This window comes from Nocardioides sp. Soil_C_8, from assembly GCF_057656315.1.
Genome location: NZ_JBDGKQ010000007.1, coordinates 1 through 20,478, shown reverse-complemented (window position 1 = coordinate 20,478; position 20,478 = coordinate 1). Strand labels below are relative to the sequence as shown.

Genomic DNA, 20,478 nt, shown 5'->3' with positions numbered 1-20,478 from the left:
GTCACCATCAAGCCGGTCATCGACCTCAACGCGGACCTCTCCACCCCGGCCTACGAGGTCCCCGACCGGATCCGCGAGCAAGTCATTCTCCGGGACCGCACGTGCGTGTTCCCGTGGTGCACCCGTCCCGCGCGGGGATGCGACATCGACCACGTCATCGAGTTCGACCCCGACGCGACAGCCGAGGGTCGGCCACAACCCGGGCCCACCGCGTCGTGGAACCTCGCGGCCCTGTGTCGGTTCCACCACCGCCTGAAGACCCACACCGCCTGGCACTACGAGATGACCGAGCCCGGAGTCTTCGAGTGGACCAGCCCGCACGGCCACCGCTACCGACGCGACGGCACCGGCACCACCGCGATCAACCAGGCCGAGCCACCCGACCCGCCCGACCCGCCCCACGTCCCGCGTCCTCGCCGACCATGACCCCGCCCCGCACCCCGCCACCCCACCAGGTAGCGGGGCCACAGGCATGTCCTCGGTACGCCTGACCGGCGCACGAAGCAAATCTGGCGGGAGCGGGCCGCGGGCGAGCCAGCGGCGGACCTACCCTCGAAGACGAGGTGATCGTGCTGGTGTTCTCGCTGATCCCCGCACTCCTCGCCCTCTACCTCGCGTGGGCTCGGCGCCTGTCAGCGACTACACCCGCGTGTAGGTGACGTCGAAGTCGTGGATCCATTCGCCGTCCTCGACGAGGTAGCACGCGCTGTCGATCCGCTGCCCGTCCTCGGAGAGCCTGCCCTCGAAGCGCTGGTCGAAGTCGTCCGGACCGGTCGCGCGACGCCACCACCTCCACACGCCGTCGCGGAAGGACATGTGCAGCGTGCGTGAGACCGCGCGGGAGTCGACGTAGTGCGCGGTGAGATCGCCCTCGGCCCCCTCGTCGGCCGCCATGATCAGCACGACGCCTTCAGGGAACATCGGGTTGTCGGCGATCGAGCGCTGCAGGACCACCTTCTGGTCGCGGAGCCACTCCAGCGTCATCTCCCCGGCGACCTTCTCGTCGAGGTGCCGGGGTGCGTCGACGAGCTGTGTCCAGCGGCCGATGAGCGGCTCGAGGTCCTTGATGTCCGGCACGTGCCGACGCTACGACGCGGGCCTGCCGGCGTCGACCCTCGTCAGTCGGCGCTTGCCGGCTCCACCCACGCCCCCAGCCACGTGGCGATGACGTCGTACGCCTGCGCGCGGACGGCGGGGCGGGAGAGCACGACGTCGTGGATGGCGCCCTCGACGGCGACGGAGGTGACGTGCGTGCCGACCGAGGAGGCCCAGCGCCGGATCTGCTCGACGTCGAGCACGATGTCGTGGGTGGCGGCGGTCTCCTCGGTCTGCTCGCCGAACCAGGACCTGGCCGAGGAGAGCACGAGGGTGGGGGAGTCGATGTCGAGGCCGGCGTGCAGGAGCGCGTGGCCGCGGCGCACGGCACGCAGCCAACCGACGTACACGGGTCGCGAGTCGAGCGGCTTCCAGGTGAGGTCGTAGTCCCACTCGCCGGCGTGCTCGCGGTGCAGCGAGCGGCCGTAGACGGTGCTCACCCGGCGCGGGATCTCCTGCATGGGCCGGCTGGTCCCGAGCCGCTCGATCGCCAGGCGCGCCGCGGGGCTGCGCAGCCACGCAGCCCCCTGCATGTCGAACCACGGGGAGTTGAGCACCATCGCCGTCAGCTCGGGCGGGCGCCGCTCCTTGACCCACAGCGGGACGGTCAGGCCGCCGGTGGAGTGACCGGACGCGACCACCTCGCGGTGGCCGTCGCGCTGGGTGATGCGCCACCACGCGAGGTCGATCTCGGCGAAGTACTCGCCGAGGTCGGCGACGTAGTGCGGGGTCTGGTGCTCACGCAGCGACCGGCCGTACTTGCGGAGGTCGAGGGCGTAGAAGGTGTAGCCCCGGTCGGCCCACCAACGGGCGTACTCGGTGTGGAAGAAGTAGTCGGCGAAGCCGTGCACGTGCAGCACGGCGCGGCCGTTGGGTCGCTCGGGGGCCAGCGTCACGAGCGTCGCGACGACGGGACCCTCGGGGTCGGGCGGGAGGGAGATCGTCTCCACCCGGAAGTCAGGACCGAGGATGTCGGCCTGCAGCGGGACCAGAGGCATGTGAGGAGGGTATCGATCGGCCCGGACTTTCCCGGTTCCACCTCGGCGAACCTCTGTCGAGCCCTACCCTTCGGTGGTGTCGAGTGCGTTGGGGTCCGTGGCGCGCGGCATCGCGTCCTACGTCCAGCAGCGCGTCGAGGGCTGGCGCACCGGCTCGCGCGGCAGCCAGGCGTTCCTCCTGCTGGTCTTCGTCGCCCTCGTTGGCGCGGCCGTCGGCATCGGGGAGCTGGCCCGGATCGTCGTCCCGGTGTCGCTGTGGTTCCTCGTCCTGATGCTCGGGCTGATGCTGCTGCGCTTCGTGCCGCTGCTCCTGCTGACCGGGGTGCTGGGTGCCGCCGCCTACTGGACGTCGGTGGAGACCGACTTCGCCACCCCGAGCCGTGGGTCGGCGCTGCTGATCCTCGCCGTGGGCGTCCTCCTGGCGATCTACCAGTCGAGCCGGCAGCGTTCGGGCCTGCCGATGGCGCTCAGCGAGGCGGTGCTGAGCGAGCTGCGCGACCGGTTGCAGCGTCAGGGAGTGGTGCCGCAGCTGCCCAACGGCTGGCGCTCGGAGTCCGCGACGATCACCGCCAACGGCCCCAGCTACGCCGGTGACTTCCTCGTCGCCGACCTCCGCGAGGGCCGGTGGCTGGAGATGGCCCTGGTCGACGTCTGCGGCAAGGGCACCTCCGTCGGCCCGCAGGCGCTGCAGTTCGCGGGGGCGCTCGGCGGCCTGATCGGCGCCCTGCCCCCGGCCGAGCTCATGGCGGCGGCCAACCACTTCCTGCTGCGTCAGGAGTCCGACGAGTCGCTGGCGACCGCCGTGCACCTCAAGATCGACCTGGTGACCGGCGACTACACGATCACCAGCGCGGGGCACCCCCCGGCACTCCACTGGCACCTGGGCCAGCGGGGGTGGGCCATCGACAACGCGCGCGGCATGGCGCTCGGCGTGATCGACGACGCCGAGTTCACGCCGAGCCGCGGGCGGCTGCGCCCGGGGGAGGCGCTGATGTTCTACACCGACGGCGTCATCGAGTCCGCCGACCAGGACCTCGACGAGGGCATCGACTGGCTGCGCCACGCGGCGCTGCAGGCCGTCGAGACCCGCGGGTTCGCCGGCATGCCCAAGCGGGTGCTCAAGAAGGTGTCACGCGGTGACGACGACCGGGCCATGCTCGTGCTCGAGCGGCAGCCGCTCACGTCTCCCGAGCTGGACTCCGAGCGCGCCCGCAGCCTCGGCGTCTGAGCTCAGGCGCCGCGCGAGTAGAGCTCGCGGATGACGTCCTCGATGGCAGGCTCCTGGATCGAGAGGTCCGCGACGTCGTACGACGCTGCGACGGCCGCCACGACGGGCGCGGCGCTCGCCTCGGCCGGGAACGACAGCCACTGCCGCGGTCCGTCGACCCGACGCACCGTCGCCCCCGGCACCTCGATGGGCGGCGCCTCGTCGACGAGGTCGACGACGAGCGTGCGTGACGACCCGCCCTCGGCGTGCAGCCCGGCCAGCGAGCCGTCATAGACCGAGGTGCCGTGGTCGATCACGATCACCCGGTCGCAGAGCGCCTCGATGTCCTGCAGGTCGTGCGTGGTGAGGAGGAGGGTGGTGCCACGCTCGTCGTTGAGCGCGCGGAGGAACTCGCGCAGGCGTCCCTTGCTGACCACGTCCAGGCCGATCGTCGGCTCGTCGAGGTAGAGCACCTCGGGGTCGTGCAGCAGTGCCGCCGTGATGTCGCCGCGCATCCGCTGGCCCAGGCTCAGCTGGCGCACCGGGGTGTCGAGCTGGTCGCCGAGGTCGAGCAGGTCGACGAACCGGTCCAGGTTCTCGCGGTAGCGCGCGGGCGCGATCCGGTACATCTTCTGGAGCAGGTCGAACGAGTCACGCAGCGGGAGGTCCCACCAGAGCGTCGAGCGCTGGCCGAAGACCACCCCGATGCGCCGGGCGAGCTCGACCCGGTCGCGGCTCGGGTCGAGGCCGGCGACCCGGACCTGCCCGCCCGTGGGCACGAGGATCCCGGTGAGCATCTTGATCGTCGTCGACTTCCCGGCGCCGTTCGGCCCGATGTAGCCGACCATCTCGCCGGCTCCGACGGAGAAGGTCAGGTCGTGCACGGCCCGCACCGAGTCGCGGACCCGGCGACGCCGTCCCTCGACCCGGCGGCGTACGTCGAAGGTGCGCTCGAGGTCGCGCACGTCGATCAGCGGCTCGTGCTGGGATCCGGTGACGGACATCGGTCAGCTCCCCGTGGAGGTGTAGTGGCGGACGCCGGAGCGCCACACGAGCAGGGCGACGGCCATGGTCAGCACGCCCGCGACGGGCGAGGCGAACTGGAACGCCTCGGGCATCCCGGTCGGGTCCGGGCGGTCGAGGAGGTACAGGCACGGGTACCAGTTGACGAAGGCGACCGGGATGACGAACGTGAGCCCGACCAGCACCTCGCGCGGGAAGATGGTGAGCGGGTACTGCGTCACCGTGGCGCCGCCGTAGGTGAAGGCGTTGGCGAACTCCGTGGCGTCCGTGGTCCAGAACTGGACGCACGAGAACCCGACGAAGAGACCGAAGAACACCAGCCCGCCGCTGACCAGCATCGACGCGGCCACCAGCAACCGGGCCGGGGTCCAGTCGACGTAGGTGCACGCCCACCCGAACACGATGGCGGCCTGGGTCAGCCGACCGAGGCGGCGCAGGGTGAACTGGTCGGCGCACACCTGCACGAGCAGCGGCACCGGCTTGGTCATCATCTGGTCCAGGCGACCGGTCCGGATGTAGGTGCCGATCCGCTCCACGCTGCCGATCGCGGTGTCGGCCACGGCCAGCGCGAGGGAGGCGCTGCCGTAGAGCAGCGCCACCTCGTGGAGCGTGAAGCCTGCGAGGTCGTCGAGGTGGGCGAACATGATCCAGAGGCCCACGAAGTCGAGGGCGGTGATCAGCCCGTTGCCCACCGCGAGCAGCACGAACGACGTGGGGTACTGCCACGCCGCCCGGATCCACAGCCATGCGATCTGCCCGTACGAGCGCAGGTGCAGCGCCGGTCCGGCCTCAGCCACCCTGGACCACCACCTTCCGCGTCGCCAGGCGCAGCACGCCTTGGCAGGCGGCCAGCAGCACGACGGCCCAGACGACCTGGAACCCCAGCGCGGCCACGAGGTCCGACCCGGTGTGCTTGCCGAGCCACACGTCCGCGGGCACCTGGACGTACGACGCCCACGGCAGTGCCTGGGCCAGCGCGCCGAGCCAGCCGGGGAACAGCACGAGGGGCAGCATCATCCCGCTGAAGAAGATCGCGAACGCGCCGCTCATCACCTTCACGCCCGACTGGTCGAGCAGCCAGAAGGCGGTGCAGGCGACGAGGAACCGGATCGCGAAGCTCACCACCACCGCGAGCACCAGCGACACCGCGAACGCGAGCGCCGTCAGAGCGGTGGCCGGGAGGGCGATGTCGAACACCACGAAGCCGATGACCGTGGGGCCGACTCCACGGGTGAGCAGGTGGTACGCCGCCCGCCCGAGGTCGCTTGCGAGGTACCACCCGACCAGTCCCACGGGTCGGTAGAGGTCGATCGCCACGTCACCGGTGCGGATCCGTTCGGCGAGGTCGTCGGTGGTGCCGCCGCCCCAGAGCGCGATCGTCATGAGCAGCGCCTGCCCGAGCCAGACGTACGTCACCGCGTCCTGGGCGTCGTAGCCGCCGGCAGTGGGGTTCGCGTCCCACAGGGCCAGGTAGGCGTAGGAGTAGATGATCCCGAACACCGAGTTGGTGAAGATCCCCGCGAGCGTCGCGGCCCGGTAGGTGGAGTAGCGGCGGAACGCGCGGGTCGCGACGGCGACGTGCAGCACCGGCTTCCCCCTCACGCGTGTTCGATCCCCGGCCCACCCACGAAGGGGCCGGGGATCGTCTCACACCTGACGGGGGCGGTGCACCTCAGCCGTGGCGGACAAGGTTGACCACACCGATGGTGCGGCCCTGGGCGTCACGGGTGATGGCGACGCCGGCGCGCTTGGCGCGCGGGCTGAGCAGGATCTCCCGGTGGCCGGGGGAGTCGAGCCAGAGGGACACCATCGCCTCGGGGCTCAGGTTCGTGCCCCGGACGAGTGTCTCGCCGGCCCACGAGTTGTCGCACTTGCGGATCACCTCGCGCTGGTCACGGTGCTCCAGCACCCCGGTGCGGGCGATGCGGGCACCCCACTGCTCGGCGAGCTGGTCGGTGCAGACGTCGAAGTTCCAGATCTTGCGCAGGCCGTGCTCGGCGCGCGCCTGGTTGATCCGGACCATCAGCGCGTCCTCCAGCTGGTCGCTGCTCGCGCTGGCGGAGACGACCGAAGCAGTGCGCGGCACGGACCAGGTCGCGGCATCGGCAGCCGCGGTCATGCCGGACGCAACGGCAGCGGCGACGCCGAGGGCGGCGACACGCGAGAGGTGGCGGGAGTGGCGCACGGGGTTCCTCCAGGGGGATCCACCGGCCGGGGGATGAGGGCGGATCTTGACGGAATCTAAGTAAAATTCGCGGTTGACCTTATGCAGGGGCTGTGCGCGAAGTCGAGTCCAGGCCGGTGCGAGCGTCGTCAAGCAGAAGGTTTCATCAATTTTTGGTAGTGCTGCATCCACTGCACATGGAAGCGCCTTGACCGTTTCTGCATGACGAGAACGCCGAAAAAAGAGACCCGTGGTCTGGACCTCTCGGTCCGACCACGAGTCTCGTGGGGTGTGTGGGGTTGGTGTGACCTATGGGCGCTGAGGGGCGGCCCGCGCGCTCAGTGCTCGATGGGGGTCAGTGCTGGTAGGTGCCGTGCAGGATGGCGCGGCCGAGCGTCTTGAAGGCGAGGTTGAAGGAGACGACCGCGTTGGACGCATCCGCGTCGACGCCGAGCGAGGCGTCCTTCACGGCATGCACCACGAAGAAGTACCGGTGCGGCTGGTCGCCCTGCGGCGGGGCCGCACCCATGAAGCCCGCCTCGCCGCCGTCGTTGCGGACGTGGAAGGCCTTGCCGGGCAGGTCTCCCGAGGCGGCGCCGGTGTCGAGGGAGGTGACGTCCGCCGGGACGTCGACCAGGCACCAGTGCCAGAACCCGCTCGGGGTGGGTGCGTCGGGGTCGAAGCAGGTCACCACGTAGGACTGGGTGCCCTCCGGTGCCCCCGACCAGCTCAGCTGCGGCGAGGTGTTGCCCTTGTCGGCCACCTGGTCGTCCTTCAGGGGGGCGCCGTCGGTGACGTCCGCGCTCGTGACCGTGAAGGACTCGGTCGCCGGCAGGTAGTCGTATGGATTGGGGGACACAGGTCGCTCGATGCTCATTCCTCGAACGTAGCCATCCCTCCGCGAGCCCGAAAGGGACAATCGGGGCATGAGCCAGCGCGGTGCCGACCCCCATCCCTACCTGGCGGGGCTGGTGCTCACCGGTCGCAAGGTGGTGGTCGTCGGAGGCGGCCACGTCGCGCAGCGGCGCGTGTCCGGCCTGCTCGGCGCCGGGGCCGACGTGACGGTCGTCAGCCTCGAGGTCACGCCCGCGCTCGAGGGGATGGAGGGCGAGATCACCCTCGTGCTGCGCGAGTTCACCGAGACCGACCTCGACGGTGCCTGGTACGTCGTCGCCGCCACCGACGACCCGGCCGTCAACGCCCGCGTCGTCGCCGCCGCGGATGCCCGGCACACGTTCTGCGTCCGCGCCGACGACGCGCTCGGCGGCACGGCCTGGACCCCGGCCGTGGGTCACCACGGCACCGTGACCGTGGGGGTGCTCGGCAACCGGGAGCCGCGGAAGTCGGCCTCGCTCCGCGACGACATCGTCACCGCACTGCGCGACGGCCACCTGACGGCGTCCGACGCGCTCGACCGGAGCCCGGGCGTCGTCCTCGTCGGCGGGGGACCGGGTGAGCCCGAGCTCGTCACCGTCGCGGCCCGGCACGCCCTGGCCACGGCCGACGTCGTCGTGGCGGACCGGCTGGCGCCGCGCGAGCTCCTTGACGAGCTCGGTCCCGACGTCGAGCTGATCGACGTCGCCAAGCTGCCGCGCGGCCGGTCGGCGTCGCAGCAGACCATCAACGACGTGATCGTGGACCGTGCCCGTGCGGGCAAGCGCGTCGTGCGCTTCAAGGGCGGCGACAACTTCGTCTTCGGCCGCGGCTACGAGGAGCTGCTGGCGTGCGCCGCCGCCGACGTGCCCGTCACGGTCGTGCCCGGCCTGAGCTCGGCCATCGCCGTACCGGCCCGGGTCGGCATCCCGGTCACCCACCGCGGGATCGCCCACGAGTTCACCGTCATCTCCGGACACCTTCCGCCCGGCCACCCCGACTCCCTGGTCGCGTGGGACGCCGTCGCCGGGCTCCGGGGGACCCTCGTCCTGCTGATGGCGGTCGACAACGCGCCCGCGATCGCGGAGGTCCTGCTCGCCGGCGGGCGCGACGGCGACACCCCTGTGGCCGTCGTCGTCGACGGCACCATGCCGACCGAGCGCACGGTCCTCAGCACCCTCGACACCCTGGCCGCGGACCTGGCCGCCCACCGCGTCGTGCCGCCCGCGATCATCGTGGTGGGCGAGGTCGTGGCCGTGGCGCGTCCGGCACACTACGGGCGTGACTGACCCCGTCGAGCTGGACGACCCCGGCGACCCGCGCCTGGCCGACTACCGCGACCTGCGCGACGTCGAGCTCCGCAAGAGCCTCGAGGCCGAGCACGGGCTCTTCCTCGCCGAGGGGGAGAAGGTCGTGCGCCGTGCGATCGAGGCCGGCCACGAAGCGCGGTCGTTCCTGATGGCGCCGCGCTGGCTCGACGGCCTCGCCGACGTGCTCGACCGCAGCCCCGCGCCCTGCTACGTCCTGTCCGAGGCGCTCATCGAGCAGGTCACCGGCTTCCACGTCCACCGCGGCGCACTGGCGTCGCTGCGCCGGCGCCCCCTGCCGCCCGTGGACGAGGTCCTCGACGGGGCGCGCTCGGTGCTGGTGCTTGAGGACCTCGTCGACCACACCAACGTCGGCGCGGTGTTCCGCTCCGGCGCCGCCCTCGGCTTCGACGCGGTGCTGCTGGCACCGCGGTGCGCCGACCCGCTCTACCGTCGATCGATCAAGGTCGGCATGGGAGCGGTGTTCTCCACGCCCTGGACGCGCCTGCCCGACTGGTACGACGCCCTGCCGGGCCTCTCCCGCCGCGGGTTCACGACCGTCGCGCTCACCCTCGCCGAGGACTCCACGCCGATCGAGGAGGCAGTCGACGGCATCGATCGGCTGGCGCTGGTGCTCGGGTCGGAGGGCCACGGGCTCTCCACGCGCTGGGAGACGTCGGCCGACCGCCGCGCGATCATCCCGATGCGCGCCGGGATCGACTCCCTCAACGTCGCGGCGGCCAGCGCCGTGGCCTGCTACGCCGCCGCGCGCCGCTGAGGCGTCAGGACAGCCGGTGTCGCAGCCGCCGGGCGGCCACGACGACCACGGCGACGCCGATCAGCACGTAGACGATGTTGCTGACGGGACCGACGTACCCCTCGACGACGTGCCACTGCTCACCGAGCTCGTAGCCGGCGAGGATGAGTGCCGCGTTCCAGACCAGGCTGCCCGCGGTGGTGAAGACGCAGAACCGCAGCAGCGGCATCCGGTCGATGCCGGCCGGGATCGAGATGAGGCTGCGGACACCCGGCACCAACCGGCCGACGAAGACCGCAGTCCGCCCGTGACGGCTGAACCATGCCACGGCCCGGCGGACGTCGTGGGCGTGCATCAGCGGGATCCGGTCGGCCAGCGCGCAGATCCGCTCCAACCCCCAGGCCGCCCCGAGCCAGTAGAGGACGAGCGCCCCCGCGAGCGAGCCGGCCGTCGCCCAGGCGATCGCCGCGAGGACGCTGTAGTAGCCCTGGCTGGCGGTGTAGCCGGCGAGCGGCAGCACCAGCTCGCTCGGCACGGGCGGGAACACCGTCTCGAGAGCGGTGGCGAGGCCGACCCCGGGGGAGCCGACCGTGCGCATCACGAGCACGACCCAGTCGAGCACGGCTTCCACGAGTCGTTCTCTCCCTGGTTCGGTGCGGTTGCGTCAGGGTAGTAGTAGCAACCGCGCCCAACTCCCGGCCGGCTACCCGCGTTGGCGCAGCGACTCGTGGAGCACGATCGAGCCGGCCACGGCGGCGTTGAGGGACGAGGCGGTGCCGACCATCGGGATGGCCACCACCTCGTCGCACGCCGCGCGCCACGCTGAGGACAGGCCGTGGGTCTCGTTGCCGACGACGACCACCAACCGGCCACGCAGGTCGGCCTGCGCGAGGCCGGTGCCCTCCTCGTCGGTGCCGACTATGCGGTAGCCGTGGGCGTGGGCGTGCTCGACGACCGGTCCGGGGCCCGGCACGCGCAGCACCGTCAGGGCGAACAGCGAGCCGGTGCTGGCTCGGACCGCCTGCGGGTCGTAGGGGTCGGCGGCGTGGCCGGTGACCACGAGGGCGGAGGCGCCGAACGCGTCGGCCGAGCGGGCCAGCGTGCCGATGTTGCCGGGGCTGGTGGGGCGGTCGAAGACGACGACCGGACCGTGCCGTCGCCGGGAGTCCTCCAGGCGCGCGACGCCGTCGTCGGGCATCTCGACGACCGCGACCAGCTCGGCTCCCGCCTCGCGACCGCTGAGCCGTGCGTGCAGCTCGGGGGAGAGCACCACCCGTTCGGCGTCGGTCCTCGACCAGAGGTCGTCGGACCAGGCGGAGGCGGCACCGTCGGCACGCAGCAGGGCGCGCACCGTCCACCCCTCCTCGACAACCCGGGTGATGGGGCGGACGCCCTGCACCAGGAACTCCCGGTTGCGGTGGCGCTTGGAGCGGTTGGTCAGGAGCGCCTCCCACTGCTGGAAGCGGGCGTTCTCGCGGGTGATGCGCAGCTCAGGCATCTCGCGTCAGCTGGTGGCGGCGGCGGGCCAGGACAGGGGGTAGTCCTCGGCGGCGGCGTCGTGCTTCTTGGTCAGTCGCTTGCGCGACTTCGCCGAGAGCCGGTCGCCGAAGACGGTGCCCAGGGTGTGGTCGGTCTCGTGCTGCAGGCACCGCGCCAGCAGGCCGTCGCCCTCGAAGGAGACCGGCTCGCCGTCGAGGCCCTGGCCGTCGACTCGCGCCCAGTCGGGGCGAGGGCACGGCTCGAAGGAGCCGGGGAAGGACAGGCAGCCCTCGTCGTCGTCCTCGAGGCGGCGGTCCTTGCCCTCTGGCAGGGTGAGCACGGGGTTGCAGACGACGCCGACGGTGCGCACGCCCTCGTCGTCGGGGCAGTCGAAGACGAACATCGCGACGTCCTCACCGATCTGGCACGCCGCGAGCCCGACGCCCTCGGCGGCGTACATCGTCGCCACCATGTCGGCTGCCAGCGCGTGGAGCGCGTCGTCGTACGACGTCACCGCGGCCTGGCGGCGGTGCATCACCGGCGTGCCCCAGCGGGTGATGGGGCGGACGGTGCCGCCCTCGGGCAGGGGGCCGTGGGGTGTCCGGAGACCGGGGTCCGTGCCGGTGCGGGCGTCGGTCGGCTGCTCGTCGGGCATGCGGGGAATCCTAGCCAGCGGTGGGGGCGCGGCGCGCAGCGCCTCGGGGTGCTGGCGGCGGATGTAACTCAGAGTTACATTAGGGCCATGTCCTTCATCAGCAGCCTCCGACCGGGCGGCCGCCACGGCTTGTCGTCCCGGGAGACCCGCGACCCGATCGGTCTCGCGGTCGCCGCGGTCAACCGGCTGGCGCAGAGCGACCTCATCGACCGGGTGGGCCTGCGCAAGCAGGCCGAGCAGGCGGTCTACTCGACGACCCGCAACGGCTTCCGCGTGGCGACCGCGGCCGGGCGGACCTTCGCCCGCGCCGGGCGCAGCACCGCCGGCGCCCGCCCCGCCAGCGCCTCCTCACGCGGGCTCTTCGACCTCACGCCCTCCGACGACGAGGCCATGCTGCTCGAGGTCGTCCGCGAGCTGGCCGGCGAGGTGCTGCGGCCCGCCGCCTCCGCGGCCGACGAGGCGTGCGCGCCCCCGGCGGAGGTCCTGGCCGCCGCCCAGGACGTCGGGTTGGTCACCCTCGGCGTTCCCGAGGAGCTCGGCGGGATCATGGAGGAGCGCTCGGCGATGGCCGGGGCGCTCGTCGCCGAGGCGCTCGCGCACGGCGACATGGGGCTCGCCGTCGCCACCCTCGCGCCCGGTGCCGTCGCCACCGCGATCGGGCTCTGGGGCACCGACGCCCAGCAGCAGACCTACCTGCCCGCGTTCACCGGCGACGGCACGGCTGTCCCCGCCGCCGCGCTGACGATCGCCGAGCCGACGGTCCTCTTCGACCCCTTCGACCTCGCGACCACCGCGCTGCGCGACGACGACGGCTTCGTCCTCGACGGGATGAAGTCGGCCGTCGTCCGCGGTGCCGACGCGGAGCTCTTCGTCGTGGCCGCGATGCTCGACGGCACCCCCGCGATGTTCCTCGTCGAGTCCGGCGCCGACGGGCTCGAGGTGGAGGCCGATCCGTCGATGGGCGTGCGCGCCGCCGGGCTCTCGCGCCTGCACCTCACCGGCGTACGGGTCAGCGACGACGCGCTGCTCGGCGACACCGACGGCACGGCCTACGCCGAGTGCGTGCGTCTCTCGCGCCTCGCCTGGTGTGCCCTGGCCGTCGGCACCGGGCAGGCGGTCCTCGACCACGTCACCCCCTACGTCAACGAGCGCGAGGCGTTCGGCGAGCCCATCAGCCACCGCCAGTCGGTGGCGTTCATGGTCGCCGACATGGCCATCGAGGTGCAGGCGATGCGCCTGCTCACCTGGAAGGCCGCCTCGCGCGCCACCCGCGGCCAGGACTTCGCCCGCGAGGTCGGGCTGGCCCGGCAGCTGTGCGCCGAGAAGGGGATGCGGATCGGCCTCGACGGTGTGCAGCTCCTGGGCGGGCACGGATTCGTCAAGGAACACCCGGTCGAACGGTGGTACCGCGACCTGCGGGCCGTCGGCGTGATGGAAGGTGCGGTGCTGCTCTGATGATCAACCTGGAGACCCCCAGGAAGCACGCGACGCTCATCGACCAGGCCCACCAGCTGGCGATGAACATGCTGCGACCGATCTCGCGCAAGTACGACCGCGCCGAGCACGCCTACCCCAAGGAGCTCGACATGCTCGCCGCGCTGATCGACGGCGTGTCCGAGACCGGGGCAACCAGCGGCGCCGGCGCGGGCGGCGTACGACGCGACCCCGCGACCGACGGCGACGGCGGCGACGGCGACGGCGGCGGCGCCAAGGTCCGCAACGGGACCAACCTCGCCTCGGTCCTCTCCGTCGCCGAGATGTGCTGGGGCGACACCGCGCTGCTGCTGTCGATGCCGCGGCAGGGCCTCGGCAACTCCGCGATCGCATCGGTCGCCAACGACGAGCAGCTCGAGCGCTACAAGGGCACGTGGGCGGCGATGGCGATCACCGAGCCCGGCACCGGGTCCGACTCCGCCAACATCACCACCACCGCGGTGAAGGACGGCGACCACTACGTCATCAACGGCGAGAAGATCTACGTCACCTCCGGCGAGCGCGCCGACTCGGTGGTGGTCTGGGCGACGCTCGACAAGGAGCTCGGGCGGGCGGCGATCAAGTCCTTCCTGGTCCGCAAGGACAACCCCGGTCTCACGGTCGAGCGGCTCGAGCACAAGCTCGGCATCCGGGCCTCCGACACTGCGGCGATCACCCTCACCGACTGCCGGGTGCCGGCCGAGGACCTGCTCGGCTCGCCCGAGATCGACACGAAGTCCGGCTTCGGCGGTGCGATGGCGACCTTCGACAACACCCGCCCGCTGGTCGCGGCGATGGCCGTCGGGTGCGCCCGGGCGGCGCTCGACCTGACCCGTGACCTGCTCGAGCAGGCAGGCGTGGTCGTCGACTACGACCGCCCGGCGCAGTCCCAGTCCGCTGCCGCGGCGACCTTCCTGCGCCTGGAGGCCGACTGGGAGGGGGCGAAGCTGCTGATGATGCAGGCGGCGTGGATGGCCGACAACCGCAAGCCCAACTCGCTGGAGGCCTCGATGGCCAAGGCGAAGGCGGGCCGCGTCGGCTCCGACGTGACCCTGTCGTGCGTGCAGCTGTGCGGCACCCTCGGCTACAGCGAGTCCGAGCTGCTGGAGAAGTGGGCCCGCGACTCCAAGATCCTCGACATCTTCGAGGGCACCCAGCAGATCCAGCAGCTGATCGTGGCCCGCAGGGTGCTCGGGCTGACGAGCGCCGAGCTGAGGTAGCGGCCCGGGCACGACGAAAGCCCCTCCCGGGTGCACCGGGAGGGGCTTCGCGATGTCGGAGGTCAGGAGACGGACTTGAAGGGGTCGTGCTCGGCGAGGATCTTGTCGACACGGGCCTGGTCGATGCGGGACACCACGTAGCTGTCCTCCTGGGCGTCGCGGACGCACTTGGCGAGGGTGAAGCTCGAGGTCGTGAGGAACATCGTCCCGAGGCCCAGGAAGGCGCGGATCCACGGGTCGACCGGGAGGTAGAAGATCGCGAAGATCATGGTCAGCAGCGCGACGGCGAAGGAGACGCCGGCCTGCAGGAAGAAGGCGTTGGTGTTCTTGGAGGGAGTCGTGGAGGCCATGGGTCAACCGTCGTCCGCCCACGGCGTCGCGGGAGCCGCCGCACTACCCGGTCCGGGCTGAGTACCTGCGCTCAACCGCTCCGAGTACCTTCGGCGCATGCCGGACCGACCTGCGCACATGACGCCCGAGGAGTTCCGCCGCCACGGGCACGCCGCCATCGACTGGATCGCCGACTACTGGGCCTCGCTGGACGAGCTGCCCGTCCGTGCGCAGGTCGCCCCCGGCGACGTACGGCGGCTCCTGCCGGCGTCGCCTCCCGAGGTCCGGGAGCCGTTCGACGCGCTCCTCGCCGACCTCGACCGCGTCGTCGTGCCCGGGCTGACGCACTGGCAGCACCCGCGGTTCTTCGCCTACTTCCCGGCCAACTCCTCGCCCGCCGCGATCCTCGGCGACCTGCTCTCCAGCGGCATCGGCGCGCAGGGGATGATCTGGGCGACGAGCCCGGCGGTGACCGAGGTCGAGCAGGTGGTGCTGGACTGGTTCGCCGAGGCGCTCGGCCTCCCGGACGCGTTCCGCAGCGACGGCCCCGGTGGCGGTGTCATCCAGGACACCGCGTCCACGGCGACGTTCACCGCCCTGCTGTCCGCGCTCCACCGCGCCAGCGGCGGAGACGTACGACGTCACGGCGTCGGCGAAGCCGGGTGGCGGGTCTACGGGTCCACGCAGGCCCACTCGTCGCTGGCGAAGGCCGCGATGATGGCCGGCCTCGGCGAGGACGCCGTGCGCACGATCGCCGTCGACCCCGCGACGCAGGCGATGGACGTCGGCGCCCTGCGCACCGCCATCGCCGAGGACACTGCTGCGGGGCTGCGGCCGGTGATGGTGCACGTCGCCGCCGGCAGCACGTCGACCGGCGCGATGGACGACATCGCCGCCGTCGCCGACGCCGTACGTGACCGGGGCGTCTGGCTCCACGTCGACGCCGCCTGGGCCGGCGTCGCCGCGGTGTGCCCCGAGCACCGCGACCACCTCGCCGGAGTGGAGGACGCGGACTCCTTCGTCACCAACCCGCACAAGTGGCTGCTGACCACCTTCGACTGCAGCACCTTCTGGGTGCGCGACCGCGCCGCCCTGACCGGGGCGCTGTCGATCCTCCCGGAGTACCTCCGCAACGCCGCCACCGAGTCGGGAGAGGTCGTCGACTACCGGGACTGGCACCCGCAGCTCGGGCGCCGGTTCCGCGCGGTCAAGCTGTGGGCGGTGCTGCGCACCTACGGGCTCGAGGGCGTGCGTGCCCACGTCCGCAGCGGTGTCGCGCTGGCGGAGCGCGTCGCCGCGCTGGTCGCCGCCGACGACCGCTTCGAGATGGTGACCGAGCCCTCGCTGTCGCTGGTGGTCTTCCGGCTCACCGCCGGCGACGAGGAGACGATGGCGGCGATGGAGGCCGTCAACGCCTCCGGGGAGGCGTACCTCTCCCACACGACGGTCGAGGGCCGCGCCGCGATCCGGCTCGCGGTCGGCAGCTGGCGCACGACCGAGGCGGACGTGGACCGCACCTGGCGTGCGCTGCAGCAGGCCGCCTCCGCTCAGGGCTGACCCGGCCGGATCCGGGCTGGCAGGGTGGTCGCCATGAAGCTCTTCGCCGACACGCCCCTCCGCCGCACGCTGCAGGTGCTCGCCGACGTCCTGTTCGTCGTGTGGCTCGTGCTCTGGGTGTGGATCGGCGTGGCCGTCCACGACGGCACCGAGCAGCTGGCCGCACCCGCCCGGCAGACCGACTCCGCGGCGACGTCGATGGCCGAGCAGCTGCGCGACGCCGGCGGCCGGCTCGGGGAGGCCCCGCTGGTCGGTGACGAGCTGGCCGTGCCGTTCGACCGCGCCGCCGACGCCTCCGACGGGCTCGCCGCGGCGGGGCGTGACACGGTCGAGGCCGTCGAACGGCTGGCGCTGCTGCTCGGCCTGTCGGTCGCTCTCATCCCGATCCTCATCGTGTCGGCGATCCACCTGCCCCTCAGGTGGCGCTTCATCCGTGAGGCGACGGCCGGCGCGAAGTTCATCGACGCCTCCGAGGACCTCGACCTGTTCGCCCTGCGCGCGCTGGCCAACCAGCCGATGCACGTGCTCGGCCGGGTGAGCGACGACCCGGCCGGCGCGTGGCGCCGACGCGACCCCGACGTCGTACGACGTCTCGCCGAGCTCGAGCTCGCAGACGTCGGGCTGCGTCCGAAGAACCTGCCGGCCGCGTAGAGTCCAGACACGTGCAGTTCCTCGACGGCGCGACGCCGCCCCACGACCTGACCTACGACGACGTCTTCATGGTCCCTCGCGCCTCCTCGGTCGCGAGCCGCTACGACGTCGACCTCGCCACCGACGACGGCACCGGGACGACGCTGCCGCTGGTCGTCGCCAACATGACCGCCATCGCCGGCCGGCGGATGGCGGAGACCGTCGCCCGGCGCGGCGGCATCACCGTGATCCCGCAGGACATCCCGATCCCGGTGGTCGCCGACGTCGTCCGGTGGGTCAAGCAGCGGCACCGCGTCTTCGACACGCCCATCGAGCTGCGCCCCGACCAGACGGTGGCCGAGGCGCTCGCGCTCATCCCGAAGCGGGCGCACCAGGCGGCGGTCGTGGTCCGCGACGGCCGGCCCGTGGGCGTCGTCTCCGAGCGCGACTGCGCCGAGGTCGACCGCTTCGCCCAGGTCGCGACCGTGATGAACCAGGACGTCGTCACCGTCTCGGAGGGCACCGACCCCCGCGAGGTCTACGACGCGATCGAGCGCGCGAAGGCGCCCCTCGCCGTGGCCGTGAGCGGCACCGGCGAGCTGGTGGGCGTGCTCACCCGGCTCGGCGCGCTCCGCGCGACCCTCTACACGCCGGCCGTCGACGTCTCGGGGGGTCTGCGGGTCGCAGCCGCCGTCGGCGTCAACGGCGAGGTCGGGGACCGGGCCGCCGAGCTGCTCGAGGCGGGCGTGGACTGCCTCGTCGTGGACACCGCCCACGGCCACCAGGACCGGATGGTCCAGGCCCTGCAGGCCGTGCGCGCCCTGTCGCCGGACGTGCCGATCGCCGCCGGCAACGTCGTCTCCGCCGAGGGCACCCGCACGCTGATCGAGGCAGGCGCCGACATCGTCAAGGTCGGCGTCGGGCCGGGCGCCATGTGCACCACCCGGATGATGACCGGCGTCGGCCGGCCGCAGTTCTCCGCCGTGCTGGAGTGCGCTGCCGCCGCTCGCGAGCTCGGGAAGCACGTGTGGGCCGACGGCGGCGTACGCCACCCGCGCGACGTCGCGCTGGCGCTGGCGGCCGGCGCGTCGTCCGTGATGATCGGCTCCTGGTTCGCCGGCACCCACGAGTCGCCCGGCGACCTGATGCTCGACGCCGACGGCCGTCCCTACAAGGTCTCGTTCGGCATGGCCTCGGCCCGCGCGGTGGCCAACCGCACGTCCGGCGAGTCGTCGTACGACCGCGCGCGCAAGGGGCTCTACGAGGAGGGGATCTCCTCCTCGCGGATGTACCTCGACCCCGACCGTCCGGGCGTCGAGGACCTCATCGACCAGATCTGCTCCGGCGTGCGGTCGGCCTGCACCTACGCCGGCGCCAGCGACCTCGCCCAGTTCCACGAGCGCGCGCTCGTGGGCGTCCAGTCCGCCGCCGGCTTCCACGAGGGCCGCCCGCTCGAGAAGTCGTGGTGACGTGCACCAGCTCGACTACGTCTTCGTGATGACCTACGGCAGGTCCGGCTCGACGCTGCTCATGGGCATCCTGAACTCGATCCCGGGCTGGCTGCTGCGGGGCGAGAACCGGCACGCGATGCGCCACCTCTACGACTTCCACCGCAGCGGGCTCGCCGAGCGGGCGCGCGTCGACCCGGCCCGGGCGAGCCAGCCGACGCACCCCTGGTTCGGCATCGAGGCGTTCCCCGAGGCGGCCTCGCTGCAGCACATCCGCTCGCTGGCGGAGGCGACGCTGCTGCGTCCCGAGCACGACACGAGGGTCACCGGCTACAAGGAGATCCGCTGGTACGACGAGGACCTCCCGGCCTACGTCGACTTCCTGCGCCAGGTGTTCCCGGGCGCGCGCTTCGTGGTCAACACACGCAACCTCGGCGACGTGGCGGCCAGCAACTACTGGACCCACAAGGACGACCCGCTCGCGCAGGTGCAGGCGATCGAGGACAAGATCCTCGCCACGGTCGGCGGCCTCGGCGACGCCGCTTACCGGGTCCACTACGACGACTACGTCGCCGATCCCGAGGTCCTGCGGGGGCTGTTCGACTGGCTGGGCGAGGTCTACGACCAGAACCGGGTCGAGTCGGTACTCGCCACCCCGCATTCTCGTCGGGGCAAGCACCGTGAGTGACCGCGTCCTGGTGGTCTCCGCGACCGCTGCCGAGGCCGCCCACGTCCCTGCCGACCTGCCGCTCGTCATCACCGGGATGGGCAAGACCGCTGCTGCCGCCGCGACCGCCCGCGCGCTTGCGTCGTACGACGACCTCGCCGGCCTCACGGTCGTCAACGTGGGCACCGCCGGGGCGCTGCGTCCCGGGCTGGCCGGGCTGTTCGAGCCCGGCACGGTGCTCAACCACGACATCAGTGCCGACCTGCTCCGGGCGCTGGGCCACGACCCGCAGGAACGCCTCGAGATCGGCGGGTCCGACCTCGTCCTGGCCACCGGCGACGTCTTCGTCACCGATCCCTCTGTGCGCGACGCCCTCGCCGAGCGCGCGCACCTCGTCGACATGGAGGGGTACGCCGTCGCCTGGGCCGCGCGCGAGGCAGGTGTGCCCGTGCGGCTGGTCAAGCACGTCTCCGACGCCGCCGACGAGTCCGCCCTCGACTGGCCGGCGATGGTCGCGGCCTCCGCGCTCGCGCTGGGGGAGTGGCTGCGAGCCAACGTCTGACGGCGGGCCGGCGGGTGTCCCTCGGTGGTTGGTGAGGACGGCTGCGCTGGTTGAGGAGGGTCGGCGGCGCTGATTGAGGAGGGACGGCTGCGCTGGTTGAGGAGGGACGGCTGCGCTGGTTGAGGAGGGACGAAGTCCCGTCACGAAACCGGCCGAGAAAAGGCTGGCCACCAACCGTCCACAGCCAGGCGAACTCAATCGGTTGCTGCAACTCGATCATGGAGTGAGAGGTTGCGGCGCGTCGATGCTGCCGGTGTTGTCTCCACGCGATGTGAGGATGCGGGTGTCGCACGAGACGATCTACCAGTCGCTGTTCGTCCAGACCAAGGGCGAGCTCAAGCGCGAGCTGACCGCGCACCTGCGCACCCAGCGGCAGCGCCGCAAGCCAGACCGTGGCGTGGCTCCAAGCGGGTCACGCTCGGATCCACCGACAACATTCAGATCTCCGCGCGGCCGGCCGAGGCCGAGGACCGGGGCGGCGCCCGGGCACTGGGAGGGCGACCTGCTGCTGGGTGCGGTCGGCAAAATGCGGTCATCACCCTGGTGGAGCGGTGCTCACGGTTCGTCCTGCCAGCACCGTTGCCGGGTCGTCACACCGCCGCGATTGCGCGGATGACGCTGGGCGAGATGATCGCGACCTTGCCGTTGGAACTCAGGAAGTCGATCATCTGGGACCGCGGCTCGGAGATGGCCAGCACGCCCGATTCAGGACCGAGACCGGGATCCCGACCCCCAGTCGCCGTGGCAGCGCGGTACCAACGAGAACACCAACGGGCTGCTGCGCCAGTACTGGCGCGAAGGCGCAGATCTGCGCCACCTCACTGATACCGAGTGCGACCAGGTTGCCCTGCAGTTGAACACCCGGTTCTCGCAAGACTCTCGAGTGGCAGACGCCCGGCCAGGCTCTCAACCCGAAGGCTCGTTGCATCAGCCGTCTGAAATCGCGCAACGGGCCACTGTCGGTGTCATGTCGCAGGACATCGGTGACAGTTCTGCATCAGGACATCGGTGACACTTCAGGTGGTCTTGGTGG

Annotated in this window: 22 protein-coding genes and 1 pseudogene; 12 read left to right on the top strand and 11 right to left on the bottom strand. The window is 71.9% G+C overall.

Going from position 1 to position 20,478, the window contains the following annotated elements; genetic code table 11:
- Positions 1 to 426, top strand: a 426-nt coding sequence (locus AC3A3L_RS21615) for an HNH endonuclease signature motif containing protein (protein ID WP_487642106.1), incomplete at its 5' end; no start/stop codon positions are given.
- Positions 427 to 639: 213 nt separating this feature from the next.
- Here AC3A3L_RS21615 and AC3A3L_RS21610 read toward each other — a convergent pair.
- Positions 640 to 1,077, bottom strand: coding sequence for a hypothetical protein (locus AC3A3L_RS21610; RefSeq protein ID WP_487642105.1), 438 nt, complete (start codon positions 1,075 to 1,077; stop codon positions 640 to 642).
- A 41-nt stretch (positions 1,078 to 1,118) separates the two neighbouring features.
- On the bottom strand, positions 1,119 to 2,093 hold the full coding sequence (locus tag AC3A3L_RS21605) for an alpha/beta hydrolase (RefSeq protein ID WP_487642104.1): 975 nt from the start codon (positions 2,091 to 2,093) through the stop codon (positions 1,119 to 1,121).
- Between the two features lie 76 nt (positions 2,094 to 2,169).
- Between AC3A3L_RS21605 and AC3A3L_RS21600 the strand changes: the two genes are divergently transcribed.
- Positions 2,170 to 3,321: a PP2C family protein-serine/threonine phosphatase gene (locus AC3A3L_RS21600; protein WP_487642103.1), complete on the top strand. Its 1,152-nt coding sequence runs from the start codon at positions 2,170 to 2,172 to the stop codon at positions 3,319 to 3,321.
- Positions 3,322 to 3,323: 2 nt separating this feature from the next.
- Here AC3A3L_RS21600 and AC3A3L_RS21595 read toward each other — a convergent pair whose 3' ends face one another.
- From AC3A3L_RS21595 to AC3A3L_RS21575, 5 genes are all read right to left on the bottom strand, one after another.
- Positions 3,324 to 4,304: an ABC transporter ATP-binding protein gene (locus tag AC3A3L_RS21595; protein ID WP_487642102.1), complete on the bottom strand. Its 981-nt coding sequence runs from the start codon at positions 4,302 to 4,304 to the stop codon at positions 3,324 to 3,326.
- 3 nt (positions 4,305 to 4,307) lie between these two features.
- Positions 4,308 to 5,120, bottom strand: coding sequence for an ABC transporter permease (locus AC3A3L_RS21590; RefSeq protein ID WP_487642101.1), 813 nt, complete (start codon positions 5,118 to 5,120; stop codon positions 4,308 to 4,310).
- Positions 5,113 to 5,925, bottom strand: a complete 813-nt coding sequence (locus tag AC3A3L_RS21585) for an ABC transporter permease (RefSeq protein ID WP_487642100.1) — start codon at positions 5,923 to 5,925, stop codon at positions 5,113 to 5,115. Before AC3A3L_RS21585 ends, AC3A3L_RS21590 begins: the two co-directional genes overlap by 8 nt.
- A gap of 70 nt (positions 5,926 to 5,995) precedes the next feature.
- Positions 5,996 to 6,508, bottom strand: a complete 513-nt coding sequence (locus tag AC3A3L_RS21580) for a CAP domain-containing protein (RefSeq protein WP_487642099.1) — start codon at positions 6,506 to 6,508, stop codon at positions 5,996 to 5,998.
- A gap of 334 nt (positions 6,509 to 6,842) precedes the next feature.
- Complete coding sequence (locus AC3A3L_RS21575; protein ID WP_487642098.1) at positions 6,843 to 7,364, bottom strand: YbhB/YbcL family Raf kinase inhibitor-like protein; 522 nt, start codon at positions 7,362 to 7,364, stop codon at positions 6,843 to 6,845.
- A 49-nt stretch (positions 7,365 to 7,413) separates the two neighbouring features.
- Between AC3A3L_RS21575 and cobA the strand changes: the two genes are divergently transcribed.
- Positions 7,414 to 8,649: a uroporphyrinogen-III C-methyltransferase gene (cobA, locus tag AC3A3L_RS21570; RefSeq protein ID WP_487642097.1), complete on the top strand. Its 1,236-nt coding sequence runs from the start codon at positions 7,414 to 7,416 to the stop codon at positions 8,647 to 8,649.
- Positions 8,642 to 9,445: a TrmH family RNA methyltransferase gene (locus tag AC3A3L_RS21565; protein WP_487642096.1), complete on the top strand. Its 804-nt coding sequence runs from the start codon at positions 8,642 to 8,644 to the stop codon at positions 9,443 to 9,445. Before cobA ends, AC3A3L_RS21565 begins: the two co-directional genes overlap by 8 nt.
- 4 nt (positions 9,446 to 9,449) lie before the next feature.
- Here the strand turns inward: AC3A3L_RS21565 and AC3A3L_RS21560 are convergent, their stop codons facing one another.
- The 3 genes from AC3A3L_RS21560 to def all read right to left on the bottom strand — a co-directional run bounded on the left by AC3A3L_RS21560 (position 9,450) and on the right by def (position 11,558).
- Positions 9,450 to 10,055 carry a DedA family protein gene (locus tag AC3A3L_RS21560; protein ID WP_487642095.1) on the bottom strand — a complete coding sequence of 202 codons (606 nt, stop codon included), beginning with the start codon at positions 10,053 to 10,055 and terminating at the stop codon, positions 9,450 to 9,452.
- A 72-nt stretch (positions 10,056 to 10,127) separates the two neighbouring features.
- The gene (locus tag AC3A3L_RS21555) at positions 10,128 to 10,922 is read right to left on the bottom strand and encodes a TrmH family RNA methyltransferase (RefSeq protein WP_487642094.1); all 795 of its coding nucleotides are present in this window, start codon (positions 10,920 to 10,922) and stop codon (positions 10,128 to 10,130) included.
- Between the two features lie 6 nt (positions 10,923 to 10,928).
- Entirely contained in the window at positions 10,929 to 11,558 is a 630-nt protein-coding gene (gene def / locus AC3A3L_RS21550; protein WP_487642093.1) for a peptide deformylase, read from the bottom strand.
- 87 nt (positions 11,559 to 11,645) lie between these two features.
- Here def and AC3A3L_RS21545 point away from each other — a divergent pair, with 87 nt between their 5' ends.
- Both AC3A3L_RS21545 and AC3A3L_RS21540 read left to right on the top strand, forming a co-directional pair.
- Complete coding sequence (locus tag AC3A3L_RS21545) at positions 11,646 to 13,013, top strand: acyl-CoA dehydrogenase family protein (RefSeq protein WP_487642092.1); 1,368 nt, start codon at positions 11,646 to 11,648, stop codon at positions 13,011 to 13,013.
- Positions 13,013 to 14,251 (top strand): acyl-CoA dehydrogenase family protein, encoded by a 1,239-nt coding sequence (locus tag AC3A3L_RS21540; RefSeq protein WP_487642091.1) that lies wholly within the window; start codon positions 13,013 to 13,015, stop codon positions 14,249 to 14,251. Before AC3A3L_RS21545 ends, AC3A3L_RS21540 begins: the two co-directional genes overlap by 1 nt.
- Before the next feature lie 62 nt (positions 14,252 to 14,313).
- Here the strand turns inward: AC3A3L_RS21540 and AC3A3L_RS21535 are convergent, their stop codons facing one another.
- Positions 14,314 to 14,601, bottom strand: a complete 288-nt coding sequence (locus AC3A3L_RS21535; RefSeq protein WP_135840376.1) for a YiaA/YiaB family inner membrane protein — start codon at positions 14,599 to 14,601, stop codon at positions 14,314 to 14,316.
- A 97-nt stretch (positions 14,602 to 14,698) separates the two neighbouring features.
- On the opposite strand from AC3A3L_RS21535, the gene AC3A3L_RS21530 reads away from it, so the two are divergent.
- From AC3A3L_RS21530 to AC3A3L_RS21505, 6 genes and pseudogenes are all read left to right on the top strand, one after another.
- Positions 14,699 to 16,138, top strand: coding sequence for a pyridoxal phosphate-dependent decarboxylase family protein (locus tag AC3A3L_RS21530; protein WP_487642090.1), 1,440 nt, complete (start codon positions 14,699 to 14,701; stop codon positions 16,136 to 16,138).
- A gap of 33 nt (positions 16,139 to 16,171) precedes the next feature.
- Complete coding sequence (locus AC3A3L_RS21525; protein ID WP_487642089.1) at positions 16,172 to 16,789, top strand: hypothetical protein; 618 nt, start codon at positions 16,172 to 16,174, stop codon at positions 16,787 to 16,789.
- A gap of 11 nt (positions 16,790 to 16,800) precedes the next feature.
- The gene (locus tag AC3A3L_RS21520) at positions 16,801 to 18,237 is read left to right on the top strand and encodes a GuaB1 family IMP dehydrogenase-related protein (protein ID WP_487642088.1); all 1,437 of its coding nucleotides are present in this window, start codon (positions 16,801 to 16,803) and stop codon (positions 18,235 to 18,237) included.
- A 1-nt stretch (position 18,238) separates the two neighbouring features.
- A complete protein-coding gene (locus tag AC3A3L_RS21515; protein WP_487642087.1) occupies positions 18,239 to 18,904 on the top strand; it encodes a sulfotransferase in 666 nt (221 codons plus the stop codon).
- Positions 18,897 to 19,445 carry a nucleosidase gene (locus AC3A3L_RS21510; protein ID WP_487642086.1) on the top strand — a complete coding sequence of 183 codons (549 nt, stop codon included), beginning with the start codon at positions 18,897 to 18,899 and terminating at the stop codon, positions 19,443 to 19,445. Before AC3A3L_RS21515 ends, AC3A3L_RS21510 begins: the two co-directional genes overlap by 8 nt.
- Before the next feature lie 247 nt (positions 19,446 to 19,692).
- A pseudogene (locus AC3A3L_RS21505) lies at positions 19,693 to 20,362 on the top strand (IS30 family transposase); the annotation flags it as partial.
- Positions 20,363 to 20,478: the final 116 nt, after the last annotated feature.

Coding starts and splice junctions, on each gene's coding strand:
- AC3A3L_RS21555 (WP_487642094.1), bottom strand. CDS start 10,922: ATGCCTGAGCTGCGCATCACCCGCGAGAACGCCCGCTTCCAGCAGTGG.
- cobA (WP_487642097.1), top strand. CDS start 7,414: ATGAGCCAGCGCGGTGCCGACCCCCATCCCTACCTGGCGGGGCTGGTG.
- AC3A3L_RS21535 (WP_135840376.1), bottom strand. CDS start 14,601: ATGGCCTCCACGACTCCCTCCAAGAACACCAACGCCTTCTTCCTGCAG.
- AC3A3L_RS21525 (WP_487642089.1), top strand. CDS start 16,172: ATGAAGCTCTTCGCCGACACGCCCCTCCGCCGCACGCTGCAGGTGCTC.
- def (WP_487642093.1), bottom strand. CDS start 11,558: ATGCCCGACGAGCAGCCGACCGACGCCCGCACCGGCACGGACCCCGGT.
- AC3A3L_RS21540 (WP_487642091.1), top strand. CDS start 13,013: ATGATCAACCTGGAGACCCCCAGGAAGCACGCGACGCTCATCGACCAG.
- AC3A3L_RS21575 (WP_487642098.1), bottom strand. CDS start 7,364: ATGAGCATCGAGCGACCTGTGTCCCCCAATCCATACGACTACCTGCCG.
- AC3A3L_RS21595 (WP_487642102.1), bottom strand. CDS start 4,304: ATGTCCGTCACCGGATCCCAGCACGAGCCGCTGATCGACGTGCGCGAC.
- AC3A3L_RS21545 (WP_487642092.1), top strand. CDS start 11,646: ATGTCCTTCATCAGCAGCCTCCGACCGGGCGGCCGCCACGGCTTGTCG.
- AC3A3L_RS21605 (WP_487642104.1), bottom strand. CDS start 2,093: ATGCCTCTGGTCCCGCTGCAGGCCGACATCCTCGGTCCTGACTTCCGG.
- AC3A3L_RS21530 (WP_487642090.1), top strand. CDS start 14,699: ATGCCGGACCGACCTGCGCACATGACGCCCGAGGAGTTCCGCCGCCAC.